Genomic DNA, 19,225 nt, shown 5'->3' on the forward strand with positions numbered 1-19,225 from the left:
ATACAGATGACAGAAAAAACGCTGAGGATCTCGGTACGGAATCTGGTGGAATTTTTGCTTCGGAGCGGGGATCTGGATAATCGCCGAAGCGGACGCAGGGACGCGGAAGCCATGCAGGCGGGGAGCCGTCTGCACCGGAAGATCCAGGGGCGTATGAAATACGGGTACCAGCCGGAAGTGACGCTGAAAAAGAGTGTGGAGCTCGGCGGGATTCCGGTCAGCGTGGAAGGACGCGCCGACGGGATCTGGCAGGACGAAGGCGTGTCGACTATAGATGAGATCAAGGGAACCTACGGAGATGTGGGACGCATGACGGACGCGGTACCGGTGCACCTGGCCCAGGCAAAATGTTACGCCCACATTTATGCCGAGCAGAAAGGCCTGGAAAGAGTCCGGGTAAGGATGATCTATGCGAATCTGGATACAGAAGAACTCCGGTATTTTGAGGAAGAATATGCGGCCGGAGAATTAGAATCATGGTTTGAAGGCCTGATGTCCGCCTATGAAAAGTGGATCGTTTTTTCCGCGCGGTGGAAAGAGAAAAGGACGGCGTCCCTGAAAGAACTTGAGTTTCCGTTCGCGTACAGGGAAGGGCAGAAGGAACTGGCTGTCAGCGTCTATAAAACGATTCTGCGCAGGAAACGGCTTTTTATCCAGGCGCCTACCGGAGTGGGGAAGACGCTGTCCGTCCTGTTCCCGTCGCTGAAAGCCATGGGGGAAGAACTCGCCGATAAGATTTTTTATCTGACCGCCAGGACGATCACCCGGACAGTGGCGGCGGATGCGCTGGATATTCTGCGTGCCCGGAACATCCGCGTGAAATCTCTGATCCTGACGGCGAAAGAAAAGCTGTGCGTCTGTGATGAGGCAGAATGCAACCCGGATCATTGTCCTTATGCCGGAGGCCACTTTGACAGGATTAACGACGCGGTCTATGAACTGTGGACCGGTGAAACAGACGCTTATACAAGAGAGGTGATCCTGGAGCATGCGGATAAGTGGCGGGTCTGCCCTTTTGAACTGAGCCTGGATCTGTCGGACTGGGTGGATGTGGTGATCTGCGATTACAATTATGTGTTTGATCCCAATGTGTATCTGAAACGGTTCTTTGGAGAAGGGACAAAGGGAGACTATCTGTTTCTGGTGGATGAGGCGCATAACCTGGTGGAACGCGGAAGAACCATGTACAGCGAGGCGCTGTGCAAGGAAGACTTTCTGGAGATGAAGCGCCTGGTAAGGGGAAAGGACGGGGCGTTGACAAAAGCCCTGGAGCGGTGCAACCGTCATCTTCTGGCGCTGAAGCGGGAATGCGCGGACGGCTGGCAGCGGCTGCCTCAGGTGGGAGCTTTCTCCCTGCAGCTTACGCATCTGGCGTCTGAGCTGGAACGGTTTCTGGAGTATCCGGATCATGAAGAACTGCGCAAAACGCTGACGGATTTTTATTTCTCCATCCGCCGTTTTCTGAATATCTGCGACCGGCTGGATGAAAATTATGAGATTTATACCAGACTGGGCGAGGACGGAAGGTTCTGGCTGCATCTGTACTGTGTGTGTCCGGCGGCCAATCTGAGGCTGTGTCTGGATCGGGGAATCAGTACCGTGTTTTTTTCCGCCACGCTGCTCCCGGTCAATTATTACAAGACGCTTCTGACGGGAGAACCGGAGGATTACGCGGTTTACGCCAGATCGCCTTTTGACGCGGAACGCCGCCTGCTTTTGATCGGCACCGACGTGAGCAGCCGTTATGCCAGGAGAGGCGAGCAGGAATACCATCGGATGGCGGAATATGTGAAAAAGCTGGTATCCGGCAGAAAAGGCAATTATCTGATCTTTTTTCCGGCTTACCGGATGCTGGACGAAGTCTATGAAAGGTGCCGGGGTGAAAAGTTTCTGTGCGTACGTCAGGATCCTTCCATGGATGAGCAGGAGAGGGAAGATTTTCTGCGGCTTTTTGAGGAAGAGCATGAGGAGAGCATGGCGGCCTTCTGCGTGATGGGCGGAATCTTCTCAGAGGGGATAGATCTGCCCGATGACCGTCTGATCGGCGCCATGGTGGTAGGAACCGGACTGCCCCAGGTCTGCCTGGAAAGAGAAATCCTGAAGGATTATTTCGCGAAGAAAGGGCTGGACGGTTTTGCCTACGCCTATCAGTACCCGGGGATGAATAAGGTACAGCAGGCGGCAGGCCGGGTGATCCGCACAGATGATGACCGGGGAGTGATCCTGCTTCTGGATGAACGGTTTCAGAAAACAGCATACAAAAAGCTGTTCCCAAGAGAATGGGAACAGCATGGGTACTGCAGGCTGGACACACTGGAGCAGGCGCTCCGGGAATTCTGGACTAAAAATACTGAATAAACTGCCGGACAGCGCTGCTGATAGGCATATGTTCATTATATACCAGCGCCAGCTGACGCGGCGGAAGCTCGGTTTTCAATTCCAGCCGGAACAGATCGCCGCCCGAACCGGAGGAGAGACAATAGTCTGGTACAAACGCGATGCCAAGGCCGATACCGGCCAGATCCATCAACAGATCATTGGAACTCAGTTCGATTTCCGGAACCAGATCCAGCTGGTGCTGCTGGAAAGTGGCGTGGAGAAATTCACTGGTGGTACTGTTGCGGTCCAGCATCAGGATCGGATATTCCAGAAGCTCCTGCAGGGATAGAGGGCGATGTTCCAGTTCGCCGTAATATTTCCGGCTGGCGATAAAACAGTCGTGAAAATCCCTGAGATACTGAACGTGGCTGCCGTGTCCCAAGCGGGAGTTGGGATAATTGGTGAAAATCAGATCCACCGTGCCGTTTTCCAGAAGATCCGCGCATTTGACAGAAGTCTGATTGGTGACTTTAATATGGACTTTGGGATACTCTCTGTGAAAACGTCCCAGGTAGGGGACCAGGAAATACCGGCAGATCGTATCGCTGGCGCCGATGCGGATCTGTCCGCCGCCTAAGGTATTGGTTTCCATGATCTGCGACTCTCCCCGGCGGATCAGATTGACAGCCGGTTCGATATGACGGAGAAGGATCTCTCCTTCCGGTGTCAGCTGTACCTTTTTTGTGCTGCGGATAAAGAGCGTCTGGTCCAGCTTTTTTTCCAGCACTTTGATGGACTGGCTCACGGCAGACTGTGAAATATACAGTTTTTTGGAGGCTTCCGAGAAGCTCAGGGAGACGGCCACATAATAAAATACTTTATAAAGTTCGTAATTGATGTCCATATTTATCAGTACCTCTTATAAATCGTGATTGTCAACATAATAATAGAAAAAGATTTTTTTTTCAAGCTTTCAGCAGAAAAAAGTTGACAATCGCAGGACTGGGTGGTACGATACTGGAAAATAGAATCGCCAAGATAGAGGCGCGGGATTCAAGAGTACCCGCCGGCAAGGACAGGCATCCGCCGGAAGGGAAAAGGGGAGACCGCCGAAGCAGGGCAAAGGTGCCTGAGTTTGGTCTGCTGGGGCGTCGGGAAATACCCGACGGACTGTCACAAAAGTTTTGTGAAGCGCTATTGGAGCTGATGGAGTCCTTTATGGGATTGTAATGCATTTGATGGATCGCTTGACAGAGCGGTTCTTTTTTTTGCGGATGGGACGGCGAGTTCCCGTCTGTATCAGATAATCGAAGGAGGAAAAGACAAATGAAAAAGTTTATCACCATGTTTCTGGCGCTTGCCATGACCGCGTCCATGACCGCATGCGGATCCGGCAGCAGCACAGAGGACACGACCGCGGCGGAGACTTCCGGAACGGAAGAAACGGAAGCGGCTGACGGGAGCGCGGCGGAGGAGACCGCAGAGGCCGCGGACACGGCCGCAGGAACCGGCAGCGGCGTGGAGGACGGCGTCCTGACCGTAGGTATGGAGTGCGCGTACGCTCCGTATAACTGGACGCAGATGGATGATTCCAACGGCGCGGTTCCGATCTCCAACGTACCGGGTTCCTATGCCAACGGATATGACGTAATGATCGCGAAGCAGATCTGCGAAGCCAACGGATGGGAGCTGGAAGTAGTATCCAGCGCGTGGGATTCCCTGGTGCCGGCAGTACAGTCCGGAACGATTGACGCGGCTATCGCCGGACAGTCCATGACGGCTGACCGTATGGCGGAAGTGGACATGGCAGGTCCTTACTACTATGCGACGATCGTGTGCGTGACGACAGTGGACAGCCCCTTTGCATCTGCAGCTTCCATCGCGGATCTCTCCGGAGGCAAATGCACCGCGCAGTCCGGAACGATCTGGTATGATTCCTGCCTGCCGCAGATTGAAGGCGCGGAAGTGCTTTCTCCGGCTGAGACGGCTCCGGCCATGATCATGTCCCTGGAAACGGGAACGGTGGATTTCATCTGCACCGACATGCCGACGGCTATGGCTGCCCAGGCGAAGAACGACAACCTGGTGATTCTGGATTTTTCCGGTACGGATGGAGATTTCCAGTTTGCTTCCGAGGAAGAGCGGGCTGAGAACGTAAATATCGGTATCTCTGTAAGAAAAGGCAATACGGAACTCCTGGACGCCATGAATGCAGTACTGGGAGATATGACTGAAGATGATTTTAACACGGTTATGACGGAAGCTATTTCCGTACAGCCGGAAGTATAAAAATCAGAAATATGAGACAGCATGCGTGAGAGTACAGGGGGCGTGACGCTCCCTGTACTTTGGCGCTCAGAAAAAAGAAAGGAGTACAGCATGGAAAAGCTGATTCAGCTGGGCAGCGACATGTCCCTGCTCTGGAGCAACTACAGCTCCGCGTATCTGGGCGGTATCCGGAGTACGCTGATCCTGGCGCTGGTGGCCACGGTGATCGGGTGCGTTATCGGATTGATCTGCGGTATTTTGAACACAATTCCCTATAATGCATATACGCCGAAACCCAGGAAATTTCTTTTGAAACTGATCCGGTTGATTATCCGGGTCTATGTGGAAGTGTTCCGCGGAACGCCTATGGTGCTGCAGGCGGTGTTTATCTATTACGGACTCCCGTATTTCAGCGGCAATACCATGAGATTCAACAGCCTCTGGGTGGCGGCGATCCTGATCGTATCCATCAATACGGGAGCGTATATGGCGGAGTCGGTAAGAGGAGGTATCATCTCCATTGATCCGGGCCAGACAGAAGGGGCGAAAGCCATCGGTATGACCCATGTACAGACCATGACATCGGTGATCCTGCCCCAGGCCCTGCGGAATATCATGCCTCAGATCGGCAACAACTTTATTATCAACGTAAAAGACACATCGGTTATGTTCATCATCGGATTTACAGAGTTCTTCGCTTTCCACAGATATATCACCGGCGTGAACAACATGTATTTCCCGTCGGCCGCCATCGAGATGATCGGTTATCTGTGCATGACTCTGATCGCGTCCTTTATCCTGCGCTGGATCGAACGCCGCATGGATGGAAACGACAGCTATGAGCTGGTACAGGCGGATTCTCTGGTGATGGGCGAAGGTATGTATGAGCATCCGGACCGCGGAACGCCGTTTGACGAGTACAGCAAGCAGAAAGGGACGCTGGAAAAGGCGTCTGAAAAGGAACGCAGATATTCTTCGAAAGGAGGCCGGTAATATGGGAGAACTGATTCTGCAGGTTCAGCACCTGTCCAAGAGCTTCGGAACCAATGAGGTGCTGCGGGATATTGATTTTAACGTCAGCACAGGAGATGTAACCAGCATTATCGGGGCCTCCGGTTCCGGAAAATCCACGCTGCTGCGCTGCATCAACCTTCTGGAAACGCCCACCAGCGGCGAGGTGCTCTATCATGGACAGAAAGTGACCGGGCCGAAGGTAAACGCGGCGGAGTACCGTTCCCATGTGGGTATGGTGTTCCAGTCCTTCAACCTGTTCAACAATATGACGGTACTGGAGAACTGCATGGCAGGACAGATCAAGGTGCTTAAGAAGAATAAAGAAGACGCGAAAAAGCAGGCTATGTTCTACCTGGAGAAAGTGGGCATGGCTCCGTATATTAACGCGAAGCCGCGCCAGATCTCCGGCGGACAGAAGCAGCGTGTGGCGATCGCCCGCGCCCTGGCCATGAATCCGGAGGTACTGCTGTTCGACGAGCCCACCTCCGCGCTGGACCCGGAGATGGTGGGAGAAGTGCTGAACGTTATGAGAGATCTTGCCGGAGAAGGCATGACGATGCTGGTAGTGACGCATGAGATGGCGTTTGCCCGCGACGTTTCTAACCATGTGGTATATATGAACGGCGGCGTGATCCTGGAAGAAGGCACGCCGGAAGAAATTTTCGGAAATCCGAAACATCAGGAAACGAAAGATTTTCTGTCAAGATTCAGAAAAAGCTGAGACAAAAAAAGACTGCAGCCATGGCTGCGGTCCTTTTTTTGCGGCGGAATTAACGCAGATAGATGAGCCAGATGCCCAGGCCGATCTGGATAACCAGGATCAGAGGCATACCGATGACGAAGTACCAGTGCCGGGTCTTATGGTGAAAGACGTACATACCTGCGATGGCGCCGGCAGAGCCGCCCAGTATGGCGGAGAGAAACAGAGTTTTTTCCGGGATCCGCCAGAGATTCTTTCTGGCTTTCCTTTTATCCAGCCCCATCAGGACAAAAGCGGCCAGGTTGATGAGAACCAGATATATAATTACGATATGGGAAAACTGCAAGGCCGGTTCCTCCTTTTTCTTCCTTATTATTATAATGGATTATATAGGAAGTCATTCCGCTTTTCAAGTTGAGACGGAACCGGGGCAAGTTGTGGTTGAAAAATTTTTGGAAACGTGGTAAAGTGTTGCCTATATGACAGACAAATGTCTTTCAGAGAAAAACACACACCACAGGAGGAACCTATGTATTCTTTAGACGAGGTAAAGAATGTCGATCCGGAGATCGCACAGGCCATTGAGGATGAGATGGCCAGGCAGAACAGCCATATTGAACTGATTGCATCAGAAAACTGGGTAAGCAAGGCCGTGATGGCGGCTATGGGAAGCCCTTTGACCAATAAATATGCGGAAGGGTATCCGGGAAAACGGTATTACGGCGGATGCGAATGTGTGGACGAAGTAGAGCGTCTGGCTATAGAGCGTGCCAAAAAAGTCTTTGGCTGCACATATGCCAATGTACAGCCTCACTCCGGCGCACAGGCGAACATGGCCGTATTTTTTGCTATGTTGGAGCCGGGAGATAAGGTGATGGGCATGAACCTGGCTCACGGCGGGCATCTGACCCATGGAAGCCCCGCCAATTTGTCCGGAAAATATTTTGAGATTCATCCGTATGGAGTCAACGACGATGGCTTCATCGACTATGAAGCGGTTCGCAGAATCGCCAAAGAGTGCCGCCCGAAGCTGATCGTGGCGGGAGCCAGCGCTTATGCCCGCGTGATTGATTTTAAAAAATTCCGGGAGATCGCCGATGAGGTGGGTGCATACCTGATGGTGGATATGGCGCATATCGCGGGACTGGTAGCGGCAGGAGTGCATCCGAGTCCGATCCCGTACGCTCATGTGACGACTACGACGACTCACAAGACTCTGAGAGGCCCCAGAGGCGGCATGATTCTGTCCGATGAGGAGACGGCGAAGAAATTTAATTTTAACAAGGCGGTATTCCCGGGGATCCAGGGAGGCCCGCTGATGCATGTGATCGCGGCAAAGGCAGTCTGCCTGAAAGAGTGCCAGACGGAAGAATATAAAGAATATCAGAGAAATATCGTCAAGAATGCAAAAGCCCTGTGTAAAGGATTGATGGACCGCGGGATCAGGATTGTGTCCGGAGGAACTGACAATCATCTGATGCTGGTGGATCTGACCAATCTGGAGATCTCCGGAAAAGAAGCGGAAAATCTGCTGGATCTGGCCAATATCACCGCGAATAAGAATACGATTCCCAATGATCCGCGGTCCGCTTTCGTGACCAGCGGCGTACGTCTGGGAACCGCTGCAGTGACCAGCCGGGGTTTAAATGAGGCGGATATGGACGTGATCGCCGAGGCAGTGGCCATGATGCTGAAAGAAGGGGAAGCGGCAGCTCCGAAAGCGAAAGCGATGATCCAGGAATTGACGGAGCGTTACCCGCTGTGCATGTAAGATGAGCACGATCCAGGAAGAATTTTTCAGCGGCTTTTGCCGGACGGCCAACGAGACCAGGACGGTGGCCTGCGAGTACGCATGCGGTACGGATGGTTCCGTGGAGCTGACGGAGTTCGGCTGTGATTTTGAGAAATGCGTCAACAGTTCTGCCTGCCTGATTCTGGCGCAGGCACGGGAACATGAGAAGCAGGGATAAAAATCGAAGATACTGTGTTTACATCGGGAAACTTTGTGGAATAACAGAGTTTCCTGATTTTTATATTTGGAGAAATTGCCGTAAAAAAATTACGGAATGTATTGATTAAATTTTATTGTCAGGGTAATATAATTTCTATATGGAGGAAGATATTATGCTGAAAAGTTTTTCTGTATCCAATTATAAAAATTTCAATCATAAAGTGACGTTGGATTTTTCCAATAAAAGGGATTATGCTTTTAATGAGCAGTGTATCAGCCGGGGACTTCTGAATAAGGTGATCATTTTTGGAAAAAACGCATCTGGAAAAAGTAATCTGGGATTTGCAGTGTTCGATATTGTCCATACTTTGACGGATAATAAAATATGCCCGGAACTGGAAGAAGAATCAAACTTCCTGAACGCCGACAGTGATAAAAAAGAAGCCGAATTTGCATATGAATTTGTATTTGACAATATGACAGTTGCTTATAGTTACCGAAAAGAAAATCCATTGTCAATTACTATGGAAAAACTGAGCATTTACGGAAAGACGGTTTTTGAGTATGTGAAGAACAAGGGCTTTTTGACAAACGAGCTTTCGTTGGTGGCTGGTGAAAATTTAAATTTCGATTATTTTGACGATGGGAATTCCGTGTTCCGCTATATTGCTAATAATACGCAGCAGCCGGAAAAATCTGCGGTGCGCAGAATGATGGACTTTGTAAAACGTATGCTTTGGTTCCGGAGGCTTCATGATACCCGGTACATTGGCTTACCTCGAGAACGGGAAAGCATTACAAAGTTTATATGTGAGAGGGAATATCTGGCGGATTTTGAGAAGTTTATGAAACAGATCGCCGGGCTCCGCTATCATCTGGAAGGAGATTACGACGAAGTAAATAATCATTGGCGGATTTTGGAGGTCCATGATAACAAAAAGCTGGATTTCGTATCCTGTGCATCCAGCGGAACAGGCGCTTTATATTTGTTTTATTATTGGATAAAGCATTTAGACGAAGTGTCGTTTCTCTGGATCGACGAATTTGATGCTTTTTATCATTTCGACTTAGCCAGAAATATTATCTGCTATCTAAGAGATTTCAGTACGGTTCAGACGGTATTTACTTCTCATAATACGGCGCTCCTGAGCAATGAGATTTTGCGCCCGGACTGCTATTTCCGCTTGGCAGAAGGCGAATTGAAGTCTTTTCCAGACGCCACATTAAGAGAACTCCGAGAAGGACATAATCTGGAAAAAATGTACAGAAATGGTGAGTTTGACCATGAAAACTAGAAATATCCTTTTTATTGTGGAAGGAGAAACGGATGAGCCCGATTTCCTGAATAAAATGTTCCAGGTGTGTTTTGAAAAATATCAGTTTCAATGCTGGGCTTATAGAACATCGTTGCATGATCTGGTCTGCGATTTGTATCCGGATGGAAATTTTGATCCGGATATTGATATCTTGCTGCATTTGAGGTCTAAAGCGAGAGATGAAGAAGAACGGAAAATATTGTCAGAGACAATGCACTATACAGATATATTTTTGATTTTCGACTTTGAGCCTCATTACAGCCATTTGGAATGGAAGCGTATCAGGGAAATGCTGGAGTATTATCGTCATTCGGATGATGAAGGGAAATTGCTCCTAAATTATCCGATGATGCAGTCTTATAAGCATCTCTTAAAACTGCCGGATGATGGATTTCGGGACAGGACAATTTCTGTATACGAGGCAAGTAACTATAAACGCCTGGTGAATGAAGAATCCGCATATCCTCACTTGAGCCGTTATACTTATCCGGTATGGATGTCAATTTGTGCTCATCATTTGAAAAAAATGAATTACATTTTATTCGGCCAATACTCCATACCGGATATAGAGACATATATGGCTTTTGACCAGGTGTCTTTGTTTGACATAGAATGTGAAAAGCATTTGACGCAAAATGAAATTGATGTAGTAAACACTGCAATTACTTTAATCCTGGAATACGAACCGGTTCGGACGCTGGAGGAATATCACAGGCACAGTGACCGGTATGAATTATAGTTTCTGAATGATCACAGGAATCGGCGGATTATTGGGCCGATTATAATAGGAAGAAAGTACCACAAGATATTTTCGGGGATCCAGTTCCTTAAGCCAGGCCAGGACTGCGTCCCGTTCTTCAAACCCCGTATCTCCCCCGCTGTAGATGCACAGGCTGACCATGCCGCCCTTTTTCAGCAGGGGGAGGCTCTGTTCCAGCGCGCGGAGCGTGCTGGCTGGCTTCGTGGCGAGGCGATGGTCGCCGCCGGGAAGATAGCCCAGGTTAAAGACGATGCAGTCTATAGTGCCTGCATCCGCATACTGAGTCATATGGCTGTGGGAATCCAGGATCAGCCGGAAATTGTCCGGCACACCTGCGTCCCGCAGCCTTTTTTCTGTTCGGGAGAGCGCGCTCTTTTGGATGTCGAAAGCCAGTACGCGCCCTTCCGGCCCGGCAAGCCGGCACAACAGCTCGGTATCGCCGCCGTTTCCCATGGTGGCGTCGATGCAGAAACTGCCGGGTCGCACTTGTTCCCGGATAAAATGATGGCACCATTCTGTGATCTGGTACATGGACAAAACTCCTTTTCATGGTTTGCGGCCCCCTGCCGGATATTTTTCCGGGCTGTTTTTGCCGAAGGTTTATTCTTGCGGCAGAGGGGGATATGCTATATAATGATACCAAAGCTCAGGATTTCACGCGGCGCAGACAGGCCGCAGTATCATGCATGCAAGATTATGATATCAGATTCCGGGGATTTTGCAATATTTGGAATGGAGAGAAGAAGATGAGCTACGCAGATCAGCTTTTTATAAATATGTGCCGGGATATCCTGGAAAACGGGACCAGTACCGAGGGCGAGAAGGTCCGGCCCCGGTGGGAGGACGGCTCCAGCGCCTATACGATCAAGAAGTTCGGCGTGGTGAACCGGTATGATCTTAGAAAGGAATTTCCGGCGATCACTCTGCGGAAGACGGCTCTCAAGAGCTGTATGGATGAGATCCTGTGGATCTATCAGAAGAAATCTTCCAATATTCATGACCTGAACAGCCACGTATGGGATGAATGGGCGGATGAGACCGGTTCTATCGGCAAGGCATACGGCTATCAGATCGGCGTAAAGAGCAAATACAAAGAAGGCATGATGGATCAGATGGACAGGGTGCTGTTTGATCTGAAGAATAATCCTTTCAGCCGCCGGATCATGACCAACACCTATGTGCATGCGGATCTGAGCGAGATGCACCTGTATCCCTGCGCTTACGGAGTGACATATAATGTGACCCAGGGACCGGGAGAGGACAGACTGACTCTGAACATGGTGCTGAATCAGCGTTCGCAGGATGTGCTGGCGGCCAATAACTGGAATGTGTGTCAGTACGCGATCCTGCTGATGATGGTGGCTCAGACGTGCGGCATGATTCCCGGTGAACTGCTGCATGTGATCGCGGACGCGCATATTTATGACCGCCATGTGGATATCATCCGGGAACTGATTTCCCGGGAGACTTATCCGGCGCCGAAAGTACGGCTGAATCCGGATGTGAAGGACTTTTATTCGTTTACCACAGCAGATCTGATCGTGGAAGATTATCAGGCAGGGCCGCAGGTGAAAAATATCCCGATTGCGGTATAAAGGGAGGACAGATATGAACTTAATAGTAGCTGTAGATAAAAACTGGGGCATTGGGTACCAGAACAAACTGCTGGTCAGCATTCCGGAGGACATGAAGTTCTTCCGCAGCGAGACGACGGGAAAAGTGGTAGTGATGGGGAGGAAGACCCTGGAGAGCTTTCCAGGAGGGCGTCCGCTAAAGAACCGCACCAATATCGTACTGACCAGGAATCCTCATTACCAGGTAAAGGATGCGCTGGTGTTCCATACCGTGGAGGATGTGCTGGAAGAACTGAAAAAGTATCCGTCGGAAGATATTTATATTATCGGAGGGAGCAGTATCTACAGGGAATTTCTTCCTTACTGCGATGTGGCGCATATAACCAGGATTGATCATGCTTATGAGGCGGATACATATTTTCCTGATATGGATGACATGCCGGAATGGAAACTGACAGGACAGAGCGAGGAAAAAACTTATTTTGACCTGGAGTTTACTTTTTGCCGGTATGAGAGACAGGAGAACTGAGCATGAAAAAAAGAAAGAGAGGGAGGCTGTTTCAGTTCGGGCTTCTGGGGCTGGACACCAATCTTCTGGTGGCGCTGCTCTTTCTGATGGTGTTCGGATTTGTCATGATATACAGCGCCAGCTATTATACAGCGAGCATGAGCAGCACCTATAACAACGACCCCGTGTACCTTCTGAAGAATCAGGTGATCTACAGTATTCTGGGGATAATAGCCATGCTTGTGGTGTCCAATATCAATTATCATGTGTGGAGTAAGCTGGCGCTGCTGGGATATGCGGCCTGTCTGGTGCTGGTGCTTCTTCTGGAGACGCCTCTCGGCGTTACGGTAAAAGGAGCTACCAGATGGCTGCGGATCGGACCGGTGCAGTTTCAGGTGGCGGAGCCGGTCAAATTGATCATGATCGTCTTTATGGCCACGCTGATCACGGCGAATGCCAGAAAGTTAAAAAGCTGGATATCCATTATATTGATGGCGCTTCCTTCCGCGGTGGTAGCCATGCTGATCCTGACGATCAGCGACAATATGAGTACGGCGGCGATTCTTCTCGGAACGGCGGTGATCATGATCTTCGTCATGCATCCCCAGTACTGGAAATTTTTCCTGTGTCTGGCGGTGGTCGCGGTGGGTGTGACGGCGGTGCTCTACTACGTCTACCATATGGATCCGGCCGAAGTGGCGGACGCGAATTTCCGTATTCAGCGTATCCGGGCGTGGCTGGTGCCTTATGAGTACGAGCAGGACACGGCGTTCCAGTCTCTCCAGGGTCTGTACGCTATCGGCTCGGGCGGTCTGTGGGGGAAAGGACTGGGAAACAGTATCCAGAAGCTGGGCAAGATCCCGGAGCCGTTCAACGACTACATATTCGCGATCATCTGTGAAGAACTGGGGATTTTCGGCGCGGGCCTGATTATTCTGTTGTTCATCTATCTGCTGTACCGGATCTATACGATCTCGCAGACGGCGGAAGATACGCTGGGACGCATGACGGCCATCGGCGTTATGTCTCATATCGCGCTGCAGGTGATCCTGAATCTGATGGTGGTGACAAATCTGTTCCCTACTACGGGAGTGACGCTTCCGTTCTTCAGCTACGGAGGCACCGCTTCGTTCTTCCTGCTGATTGAGATCGGGCTGGTGCTGAGCGTGAATAAATACAGTGTAAAGAAACGTCTGGACGATCTTAAGAGGGAGCGTCTGGAGTAAAGGGGTGAAGAGATGTATCGAGATCATACGAAGACAGTGAAGATCGGCGACCGGGTCATCGGAGGCGGCAATCCGATCCTGATCCAGTCCATGACCAATACCAGGACGGAAGATGTGGAGGCGACGGTGGCGCAGATCCGCCGGCTGGAAGCGGCAGGATGTGAGATCGTACGCTGTACGGTGCCCACACAGGAGGCGGCTGTGGCACTTCGCAAGATCAAGAAACAGATCCGTATTCCGCTGGTGGCCGACATCCATTTTGACTATCGGATGGCGATCGCCGCCATCGAGAACGGAGCGGACAAGATCCGGATCAATCCGGGGAATATCGGGAGTCCGGACCGTATCCGGGCCGTGGTGGACGCGGCGAAAGAAAGAGGAATCCCCATCCGCGTGGGTGTAAACAGCGGATCCCTGGAAAAGGAACTGGTGGAAAAATATCATGGAGTCACGGCGGAAGGCCTGGTGGAAAGCGCGCTGGACAAGGTGAAGATCATCGAAGATCTGGGATATGACAATCTGGTGATCAGCATCAAATCTTCCAATGTCATGATGTGCGCGAAGGCCCATGAACTGATCGCGGATAAAACGCCGCATCCGCTCCATGTGGGGATCACGGAGGCCGGGACATTGTATTCCGGAAATATCAAGTCCGCGGTGGGGCTGGGCATCATCCTGAGCCAGGGGATCGGGGACACTATCCGTGTATCGCTGACCGGAGATCCGGTGGAAGAGATCAAATCGGCGAAACTGATCCTGCGGACACTGGGACTGCGGACCGGAGGCATCGAAGTCGTGTCCTGTCCCACCTGCGGAAGGACCAAGATCGACCTGATCAGCCTTGCAAATGAAGTGGAGACCATGGTGACGGAATTTCCGCTGAATATCAAAGTGGCAGTGATGGGCTGCGTGGTCAACGGGCCGGGGGAAGCCCGCGAGGCGGATCTGGGCATCGCGGGAGGCCAAGGAGAAGGCCTTTTGATGAAGCACGGAGAAGTGATCCGGAAAGTGCCGGAGGGAGAGCTTCTTGGCGCGCTTCGCCATGAACTGGAGAACTGGAATGAATGAAAAACCTTTTTTTGAAGTATTTAAGACACTGCAGCTCGGCGAACAGGAGCATGCTCTGTTCGAGCAGGCAATAGTGACCAGAGTATCCATGACGCCTGCCCGGGATGTGCTGCGGGTCTATATGACGAGTAAAAAGCTGATTGCCAAAGATCAGCTTTTTCATTTGGCGAAACAGATCCAGAAACAGATCTTCGGGTACCGGAAGGTGCAGGTGCTCATTTTTGAGAAATTTCAGCTGTCGGGGCAGTATACCCCAGAGAAACTCTGGGACGTCTATGAAGAGAGCGTGCTGACGGAACTGGAGACGTACAGTCCCTATAAGAGAAGCCTGATGAAACATGCGAAGATGGAGTTTCCGGATGAACATACGGTGCTCTTCGGCATCTCGGACCGGGTCTATGACCGTGAGGCCGTGGACGACCTGCTGCGGATCCTGGACCGGGTGTTCAATGAACGGTGCGGTTTCCATGTGAAGGTGGATCTTCAGTATCTGGAACTGAAAGAGAGCGTAAGCATTGAGAAGAGTCAGGCAGAACTGAAACAGAAGATCAGTTTCCTTAGCGAGAGCCTCCGTCAGGAGAAGAAAGCTCATGCGGAAGAACGGGCTCAGGCGGCCCAGGCCAGAGCTGCCGCCAGAGAAGAGAACGCGTCCCATGGAGGAAACGGAGGACGGCAGCCCTCCGGCAGGACGGGAAACGAAAGGGGCGGTTCTCCGGAGCGCAAGAGTTACGGTTACCGGAAAAGCGACAATCCCGACGTATTGTACGGGCGTGATTTTGATGATGAGGCCATGCCGCTGGAACAGGTGATCGAAGAAATGGGAGAAGTGACCATCCGCGGAAAGATTCTGCAGATCGACGAGAGGGAGATCCGCGGGGAGCGGACGATCCTGACACTGACGGTTACCGATTTCACCGATACGATCCATGTGAAAATGTTTACAAAGAACGACCAGCTTCCGGAACTGAAAGAGAAGATCCAGGCAGGCGGGTTTGTGAAAGTAAAAGGCATGACGGTTCTGGACCGTTTTGACCATGAGCTGACCATCGGGTCCGTGACAGGGATCAAAAAGATCGCGGATTTCACTGTGGCGCGTATGGATTACGCCTATAAAAAGAGAGTGGAGCTGCACTGTCATACCAAGATGAGCGATATGGACGGCGTGACCGATGCGTCGGCCCTTCTGAAAAGGGCAAAATCCTGGGGCATGCCGGCGCTGGCCCTGACGGACCACGGATGTGTGCAGGCGTTTACCGAGGCAAACCATACCATCTCGAAGGACGAAGAGTTCAAGGTGATCTACGGGGTGGAAGGCTACCTGGTGGACGACTTAAAGGAAGTGGTGGAAAATTCCAGAGGCCAGAGCCTGGATGGTTCTTTTGTGGTTTTTGACCTGGAGACCACCGGCCTGTCCGCGGTCAACAACCGGATCATCGAGATCGGGGCGGTGAAGGTGGAGGAGGGAAAGATCACAGAACGGTTCAGTACCTTTGTGAATCCGAAAGAGCCCATTCCCTTCGAGATCGAGCAGCTGACCGGCATCAGCGACGAGATGGTGATCGACGCGCCGCCCATCGAAGAAGTACTGCCCGCTTTTCTGGAATTCTGCGGCGACTGTGTGCTGATCGCCCACAACGCGTCCTTTGACGCGGGATTTATCCACCAGAACTGTATTACGCTGGGGATCGACGCGGAATTTACCGTGGGGGACACGGTGGCCATGGCGCGTATGCTTCTGCCGTCACTGGGGAAATATAAACTGGACACGGTGGCGAAAGCGCTGGGGGTATCTCTGGAGAATCATCACAGGGCTGTGGACGACGCGGCGTGCACGGCGGAGATCTTTGTAAAATTTATCCGGATGTTCAAGGAAAGGGATATATTTACCCTGGACGATGTGAACGAGATGGGGCGTCCGGATAAAGAAATGATCAAAAAGCTCGCCACGTACCATGTGATCATCCTGGCAAAAAACGATATCGGGCGCGTGAACTTATACAGGCTGGTATCGCTGTCGCATCTGGATTATTTTTCCAGAAGGCCCCGGATCCCCAAAAGCGAACTGAACCGTTACCGGGAAGGCCTGATCGTGGGTTCGGCATGCGAGGCAGGCGAACTGTATCAGGCGATCCTGAGGGGAGCGCCGTCGCAGGAGATCGCCAGGATCGTGGATTTCTATGATTATCTGGAGATCCAGCCCATCGGAAACAACCGGTTTATGCTCAAGGATTCCAAGAATCCGGTGCAGTCGGAGGAGGATCTGCGGGAAAATGTGCGCAGGATCATCCGTCTGGGCGAGGAATTCCATAAGCCGGTAGCAGCCACCTGCGACGTGCACTTTATGGATCCGGAGGACGAAGTCTACCGGCGCATTATCATGGCAGGCAAGGGATTTGGTGACGCGGACGAACAGGCGCCGCTGTATCTGAGGACCACAGAAGAGATGCTGGAAGAATTTGCATTCCTGGGACCGGAGAAGGCGGAAGAAGTGGTGATCACCAACACCAATCTGATCTCCGACATGTGCGAGCATCTGTCCCCGGTGCGTCCGGACAAGTGTCCCCCGGTGATCCCGGACTCGGACAAGACGCTCAGAGAGATCTGTTACCGGAAAGCCCATGAGATCTACGGGGAAAACCTGCCCGAGGTGGTGACGGAGCGGCTGGAACGGGAACTGAAATCCATCATCGGCAACGGATTCGCCGTGATGTACATCATCGCCCAGAAGCTGGTGTGGAAGTCCAACGACGACGGATATCTGGTGGGCTCCCGCGGGTCGGTGGGGTCCTCGTTCGTGGCTACCATGGCCGGGATCACGGAAGTAAATCCGCTGAGTCCCCATTATTACTGCCCGAACTGCCATTACAGCGATTTTGATTCGCCGGAAGTGAAGGCATATTCCGGCCGGGCCGGCTGCGATATGCCCGACAAGGACTGTCCGGTGTGCGGAACGAAGCTGAAAAAAGACGGATTCGATATTCCCTTTGAGACTTTCCTGGGATTCAAGGGCAATAAGGAGCCGGACATCGACCTGAATTTTTCCGGTGATTATCAGTCCAAAGCCCATAAATACACGGAAGTAATCTTCGGCGCCGGGCAGACTTACCGGGCCGGGACCATCGGTACGCTGGCGGATAAGACGGCATTCGGTTACGTGAAAAATTATTATGAAGAGCGGGGAACCCGCAAGAGAAACTGTGAGATTGACCGGATCGTGCAGGGATGCACCGGTATCCGCCGGACGACGGGGCAGCACCCGGGCGGCATCATCGTGCTGCCCCTGGGGGAGAGCATCTATTCGTTTACCCCGGTACAGCATCCGGCCAACGATATGACCACCGATACGGTGACCACCCACTTTGATTACCATTCCATCGACCATAATCTTCTGAAGCTGGACATCCTGGGACACGATGATCCCACCATGATCCGTACGCTGGAGGATCTGACCGGCATCGACGCCAAGAAGATTCCCCTGGATGATCCCCAGGTCATGTCGCTGTTCCAGAATACGGACGCGCTGGGCATCAAGCCGGAGGATATCGGCGGAACGAAGCTAGGTTCTCTGGGTATCCCGGAGTTTGGTACGGAATTCGCCATGCAGATGCTGATAGACACGAAACCCACGCAGTTTTCCGACCTGGTGCGGATCGCGGGTCTGGCCCACGGTACGGATGTGTGGCTGGGAAATGCCCAGACCCTGATCCAGGAAGGCAAGGCGACGATTTCCACTGCCATCTGTACCCGTGACGACATCATGATCTATCTGATCGACATGGGTCTGGACAGCGAGCTGGCGTTTACCATCATGGAGAGCGTGCGTAAGGGAAAAGGCCTGAAGCCGGAGTGGGAACAGACCATGACGGAACACGGTGTGCCGGACTGGTATATCTGGTCCTGCAAGAAGATCAAATACATGTTCCCCAAGGCTCACGCGGCCGCCTATGTGATGATGGCGTGGAGAATCGCCTACTGCAAGATCAATTACCCGCTGGCCTACTATGCGGCTTATTTCAGCATCCGTGCCGACGCCTTCGACTACGAGATCATGTGTCAGGGCCGCGAGCGTCTGGAATATTACATGGCCGATTATAAGCGCAGAAGCGACACTCTGTCCAAGAAGGAGCAGGATACGCTGAAAGACATGAAGAGCGTGCAGGAGATGTATGCGCGGGGGTTTGAATTCATGAAAGTGGATATCTATCAGGCGGAAGCCCACATGTTCCGTATTATGGACGGGAAGCTCATGCCGGCCCTCTCCACCATCGACGGGCTGGGGGACAAGGCGGCGGACGCTCTGGTGGAAGCGGCGGCCCAGGGACCGTTCCTGTCCAAAGATGATCTGCGCCAGAGGACAAAGCTGAGCAAGACGGTTATCGATCTGATGGCGGATCTGGGACTGCTGGACGGTCTTCCGGAATCCAACCAGCTGTCCCTGTTTGATTTTGGATAAGACACTTTACTTATAAACATTTTTAAGCTATACTGAATAGTGTGCGCCAAAAAGCGCATAAACAGAAC

Annotated in this window: 16 protein-coding genes and 1 riboswitch; of the genes, 13 read left to right on the top strand and 3 right to left on the bottom strand. The window is 51.8% G+C overall.

Translation table 11 applies throughout. From position 1 onward, the window contains the following. The first annotated feature begins 6 nt into the window (after positions 1-6). A complete protein-coding gene (locus B5F29_RS00900) occupies positions 7-2,358 on the top strand; it encodes a helicase C-terminal domain-containing protein (protein WP_087152791.1) in 2,352 nt (783 codons plus the stop codon). On the opposite strand, the gene B5F29_RS00905 is transcribed toward B5F29_RS00900, so the two are convergent. Continuing rightward, entirely contained in the window at positions 2,342-3,223 is an 882-nt protein-coding gene (locus tag B5F29_RS00905) for a LysR family transcriptional regulator (RefSeq protein WP_087152792.1), read from the bottom strand. The genes B5F29_RS00900 and B5F29_RS00905 overlap by 17 nt on opposite strands. A gap of 127 nt (positions 3,224-3,350) precedes the next feature. Next, positions 3,351-3,524: riboswitch (Lysine riboswitch) on the top strand. Between the two features lie 121 nt (positions 3,525-3,645). On the opposite strand from B5F29_RS00905, the gene B5F29_RS00915 reads away from it, so the two are divergent. The 3 genes from B5F29_RS00915 to B5F29_RS00925 all read left to right on the top strand — a co-directional run bounded on the left by B5F29_RS00915 (position 3,646) and on the right by B5F29_RS00925 (position 6,322). Beyond that, a complete protein-coding gene (locus B5F29_RS00915) occupies positions 3,646-4,608 on the top strand; it encodes a transporter substrate-binding domain-containing protein (protein ID WP_087152794.1) in 963 nt (320 codons plus the stop codon). Positions 4,609-4,698: 90 nt separating this feature from the next. Continuing rightward, the gene (locus tag B5F29_RS00920; protein ID WP_087152795.1) at positions 4,699-5,580 is read left to right on the top strand and encodes an amino acid ABC transporter permease; all 882 of its coding nucleotides are present in this window, start codon (positions 4,699-4,701) and stop codon (positions 5,578-5,580) included. Position 5,581: 1 nt separating this feature from the next. Then, complete coding sequence (locus B5F29_RS00925) at positions 5,582-6,322, top strand: amino acid ABC transporter ATP-binding protein (RefSeq protein ID WP_087152796.1); 741 nt, start codon at positions 5,582-5,584, stop codon at positions 6,320-6,322. Between the two features lie 49 nt (positions 6,323-6,371). On the opposite strand, the gene B5F29_RS00930 is transcribed toward B5F29_RS00925, so the two are convergent. Beyond that, entirely contained in the window at positions 6,372-6,647 is a 276-nt protein-coding gene (locus B5F29_RS00930) for a DUF1294 domain-containing protein (RefSeq protein ID WP_275532905.1), read from the bottom strand. Positions 6,648-6,830: 183 nt separating this feature from the next. Between B5F29_RS00930 and glyA the strand changes: the two genes are divergently transcribed. The 4 genes from glyA to B5F29_RS00950 all read left to right on the top strand — a co-directional run bounded on the left by glyA (position 6,831) and on the right by B5F29_RS00950 (position 10,307). Further along, the gene (glyA, locus tag B5F29_RS00935; RefSeq protein ID WP_087152797.1) at positions 6,831-8,072 is read left to right on the top strand and encodes a serine hydroxymethyltransferase; all 1,242 of its coding nucleotides are present in this window, start codon (positions 6,831-6,833) and stop codon (positions 8,070-8,072) included. Between the two features lies 1 nt (position 8,073). Beyond that, a complete protein-coding gene (locus tag B5F29_RS00940; RefSeq protein WP_087152798.1) occupies positions 8,074-8,271 on the top strand; it encodes a hypothetical protein in 198 nt (65 codons plus the stop codon). Between the two features lie 154 nt (positions 8,272-8,425). Further along, positions 8,426-9,547: an AAA family ATPase gene (locus B5F29_RS00945; RefSeq protein WP_162608325.1), complete on the top strand. Its 1,122-nt coding sequence runs from the start codon at positions 8,426-8,428 to the stop codon at positions 9,545-9,547. Then, positions 9,537-10,307 carry a hypothetical protein gene (locus tag B5F29_RS00950; RefSeq protein ID WP_087152800.1) on the top strand — a complete coding sequence of 257 codons (771 nt, stop codon included), beginning with the start codon at positions 9,537-9,539 and terminating at the stop codon, positions 10,305-10,307. Before B5F29_RS00945 ends, B5F29_RS00950 begins: the two co-directional genes overlap by 11 nt. On the opposite strand, the gene B5F29_RS00955 is transcribed toward B5F29_RS00950, so the two are convergent. Then, complete coding sequence (locus B5F29_RS00955) at positions 10,302-10,865, bottom strand: class I SAM-dependent methyltransferase (protein ID WP_087152801.1); 564 nt, start codon at positions 10,863-10,865, stop codon at positions 10,302-10,304. The genes B5F29_RS00950 and B5F29_RS00955 overlap by 6 nt on opposite strands. A 209-nt stretch (positions 10,866-11,074) precedes the next feature. Between B5F29_RS00955 and thyA the strand changes: the two genes are divergently transcribed. Genes thyA through B5F29_RS00980 form a run of 5 tightly spaced genes read left to right on the top strand, consistent with a single transcriptional unit; the run spans position 11,075 to position 19,157 of the window. After that, positions 11,075-11,923: a thymidylate synthase gene (gene thyA, locus B5F29_RS00960; RefSeq protein ID WP_087153057.1), complete on the top strand. Its 849-nt coding sequence runs from the start codon at positions 11,075-11,077 to the stop codon at positions 11,921-11,923. Positions 11,924-11,936: 13 nt separating this feature from the next. After that, positions 11,937-12,431, top strand: coding sequence for a dihydrofolate reductase (locus B5F29_RS00965; RefSeq protein WP_087152802.1), 495 nt, complete (start codon positions 11,937-11,939; stop codon positions 12,429-12,431). 2 nt (positions 12,432-12,433) lie between these two features. Continuing rightward, positions 12,434-13,636 (top strand): FtsW/RodA/SpoVE family cell cycle protein, encoded by a 1,203-nt coding sequence (locus B5F29_RS00970; protein WP_087152803.1) that lies wholly within the window; start codon positions 12,434-12,436, stop codon positions 13,634-13,636. 12 nt (positions 13,637-13,648) lie between these two features. Beyond that, positions 13,649-14,704 carry a flavodoxin-dependent (E)-4-hydroxy-3-methylbut-2-enyl-diphosphate synthase gene (ispG, locus tag B5F29_RS00975; RefSeq protein WP_087152804.1) on the top strand — a complete coding sequence of 352 codons (1,056 nt, stop codon included), beginning with the start codon at positions 13,649-13,651 and terminating at the stop codon, positions 14,702-14,704. Beyond that, positions 14,697-19,157, top strand: coding sequence for a PolC-type DNA polymerase III (locus B5F29_RS00980; protein WP_087152805.1), 4,461 nt, complete (start codon positions 14,697-14,699; stop codon positions 19,155-19,157). The genes ispG and B5F29_RS00980 overlap by 8 nt, the downstream gene beginning before the upstream one ends. Positions 19,158-19,225: the final 68 nt, after the last annotated feature.

Source organism: Lachnoclostridium sp. An196 (assembly GCF_002160135.1).
Lineage (GTDB): Bacteria > Bacillota > Clostridia > Lachnospirales > Lachnospiraceae > Hominiventricola > Hominiventricola avistercoris.

Excerpts from the sequence above, each read along its gene's own strand:
- B5F29_RS00965 (WP_087152802.1), top strand. The coding sequence starts at position 11,937 with ATGAACTTAATAGTAGCTGTAGATAAAAACTGGGGCATTGGGTACCAG.
- B5F29_RS00945 (WP_162608325.1), top strand. The coding sequence starts at position 8,426 with ATGCTGAAAAGTTTTTCTGTATCCAATTATAAAAATTTCAATCATAAA.
- B5F29_RS00920 (WP_087152795.1), top strand. The coding sequence starts at position 4,699 with ATGGAAAAGCTGATTCAGCTGGGCAGCGACATGTCCCTGCTCTGGAGC.
- B5F29_RS00915 (WP_087152794.1), top strand. The coding sequence starts at position 3,646 with ATGAAAAAGTTTATCACCATGTTTCTGGCGCTTGCCATGACCGCGTCC.
- ispG (WP_087152804.1), top strand. The coding sequence starts at position 13,649 with ATGTATCGAGATCATACGAAGACAGTGAAGATCGGCGACCGGGTCATC.
- glyA (WP_087152797.1), top strand. The coding sequence starts at position 6,831 with ATGTATTCTTTAGACGAGGTAAAGAATGTCGATCCGGAGATCGCACAG.
- B5F29_RS00970 (WP_087152803.1), top strand. The coding sequence starts at position 12,434 with ATGAAAAAAAGAAAGAGAGGGAGGCTGTTTCAGTTCGGGCTTCTGGGG.
- B5F29_RS00905 (WP_087152792.1), bottom strand. The coding sequence starts at position 3,223 with ATGGACATCAATTACGAACTTTATAAAGTATTTTATTATGTGGCCGTC.
- thyA (WP_087153057.1), top strand. The coding sequence starts at position 11,075 with ATGAGCTACGCAGATCAGCTTTTTATAAATATGTGCCGGGATATCCTG.
- B5F29_RS00980 (WP_087152805.1), top strand. The coding sequence starts at position 14,697 with ATGAATGAAAAACCTTTTTTTGAAGTATTTAAGACACTGCAGCTCGGC.
- B5F29_RS00900 (WP_087152791.1), top strand. The coding sequence starts at position 7 with ATGACAGAAAAAACGCTGAGGATCTCGGTACGGAATCTGGTGGAATTT.
- B5F29_RS00950 (WP_087152800.1), top strand. The coding sequence starts at position 9,537 with ATGAAAACTAGAAATATCCTTTTTATTGTGGAAGGAGAAACGGATGAG.
- B5F29_RS00940 (WP_087152798.1), top strand. The coding sequence starts at position 8,074 with ATGAGCACGATCCAGGAAGAATTTTTCAGCGGCTTTTGCCGGACGGCC.
- B5F29_RS00925 (WP_087152796.1), top strand. The coding sequence starts at position 5,582 with ATGGGAGAACTGATTCTGCAGGTTCAGCACCTGTCCAAGAGCTTCGGA.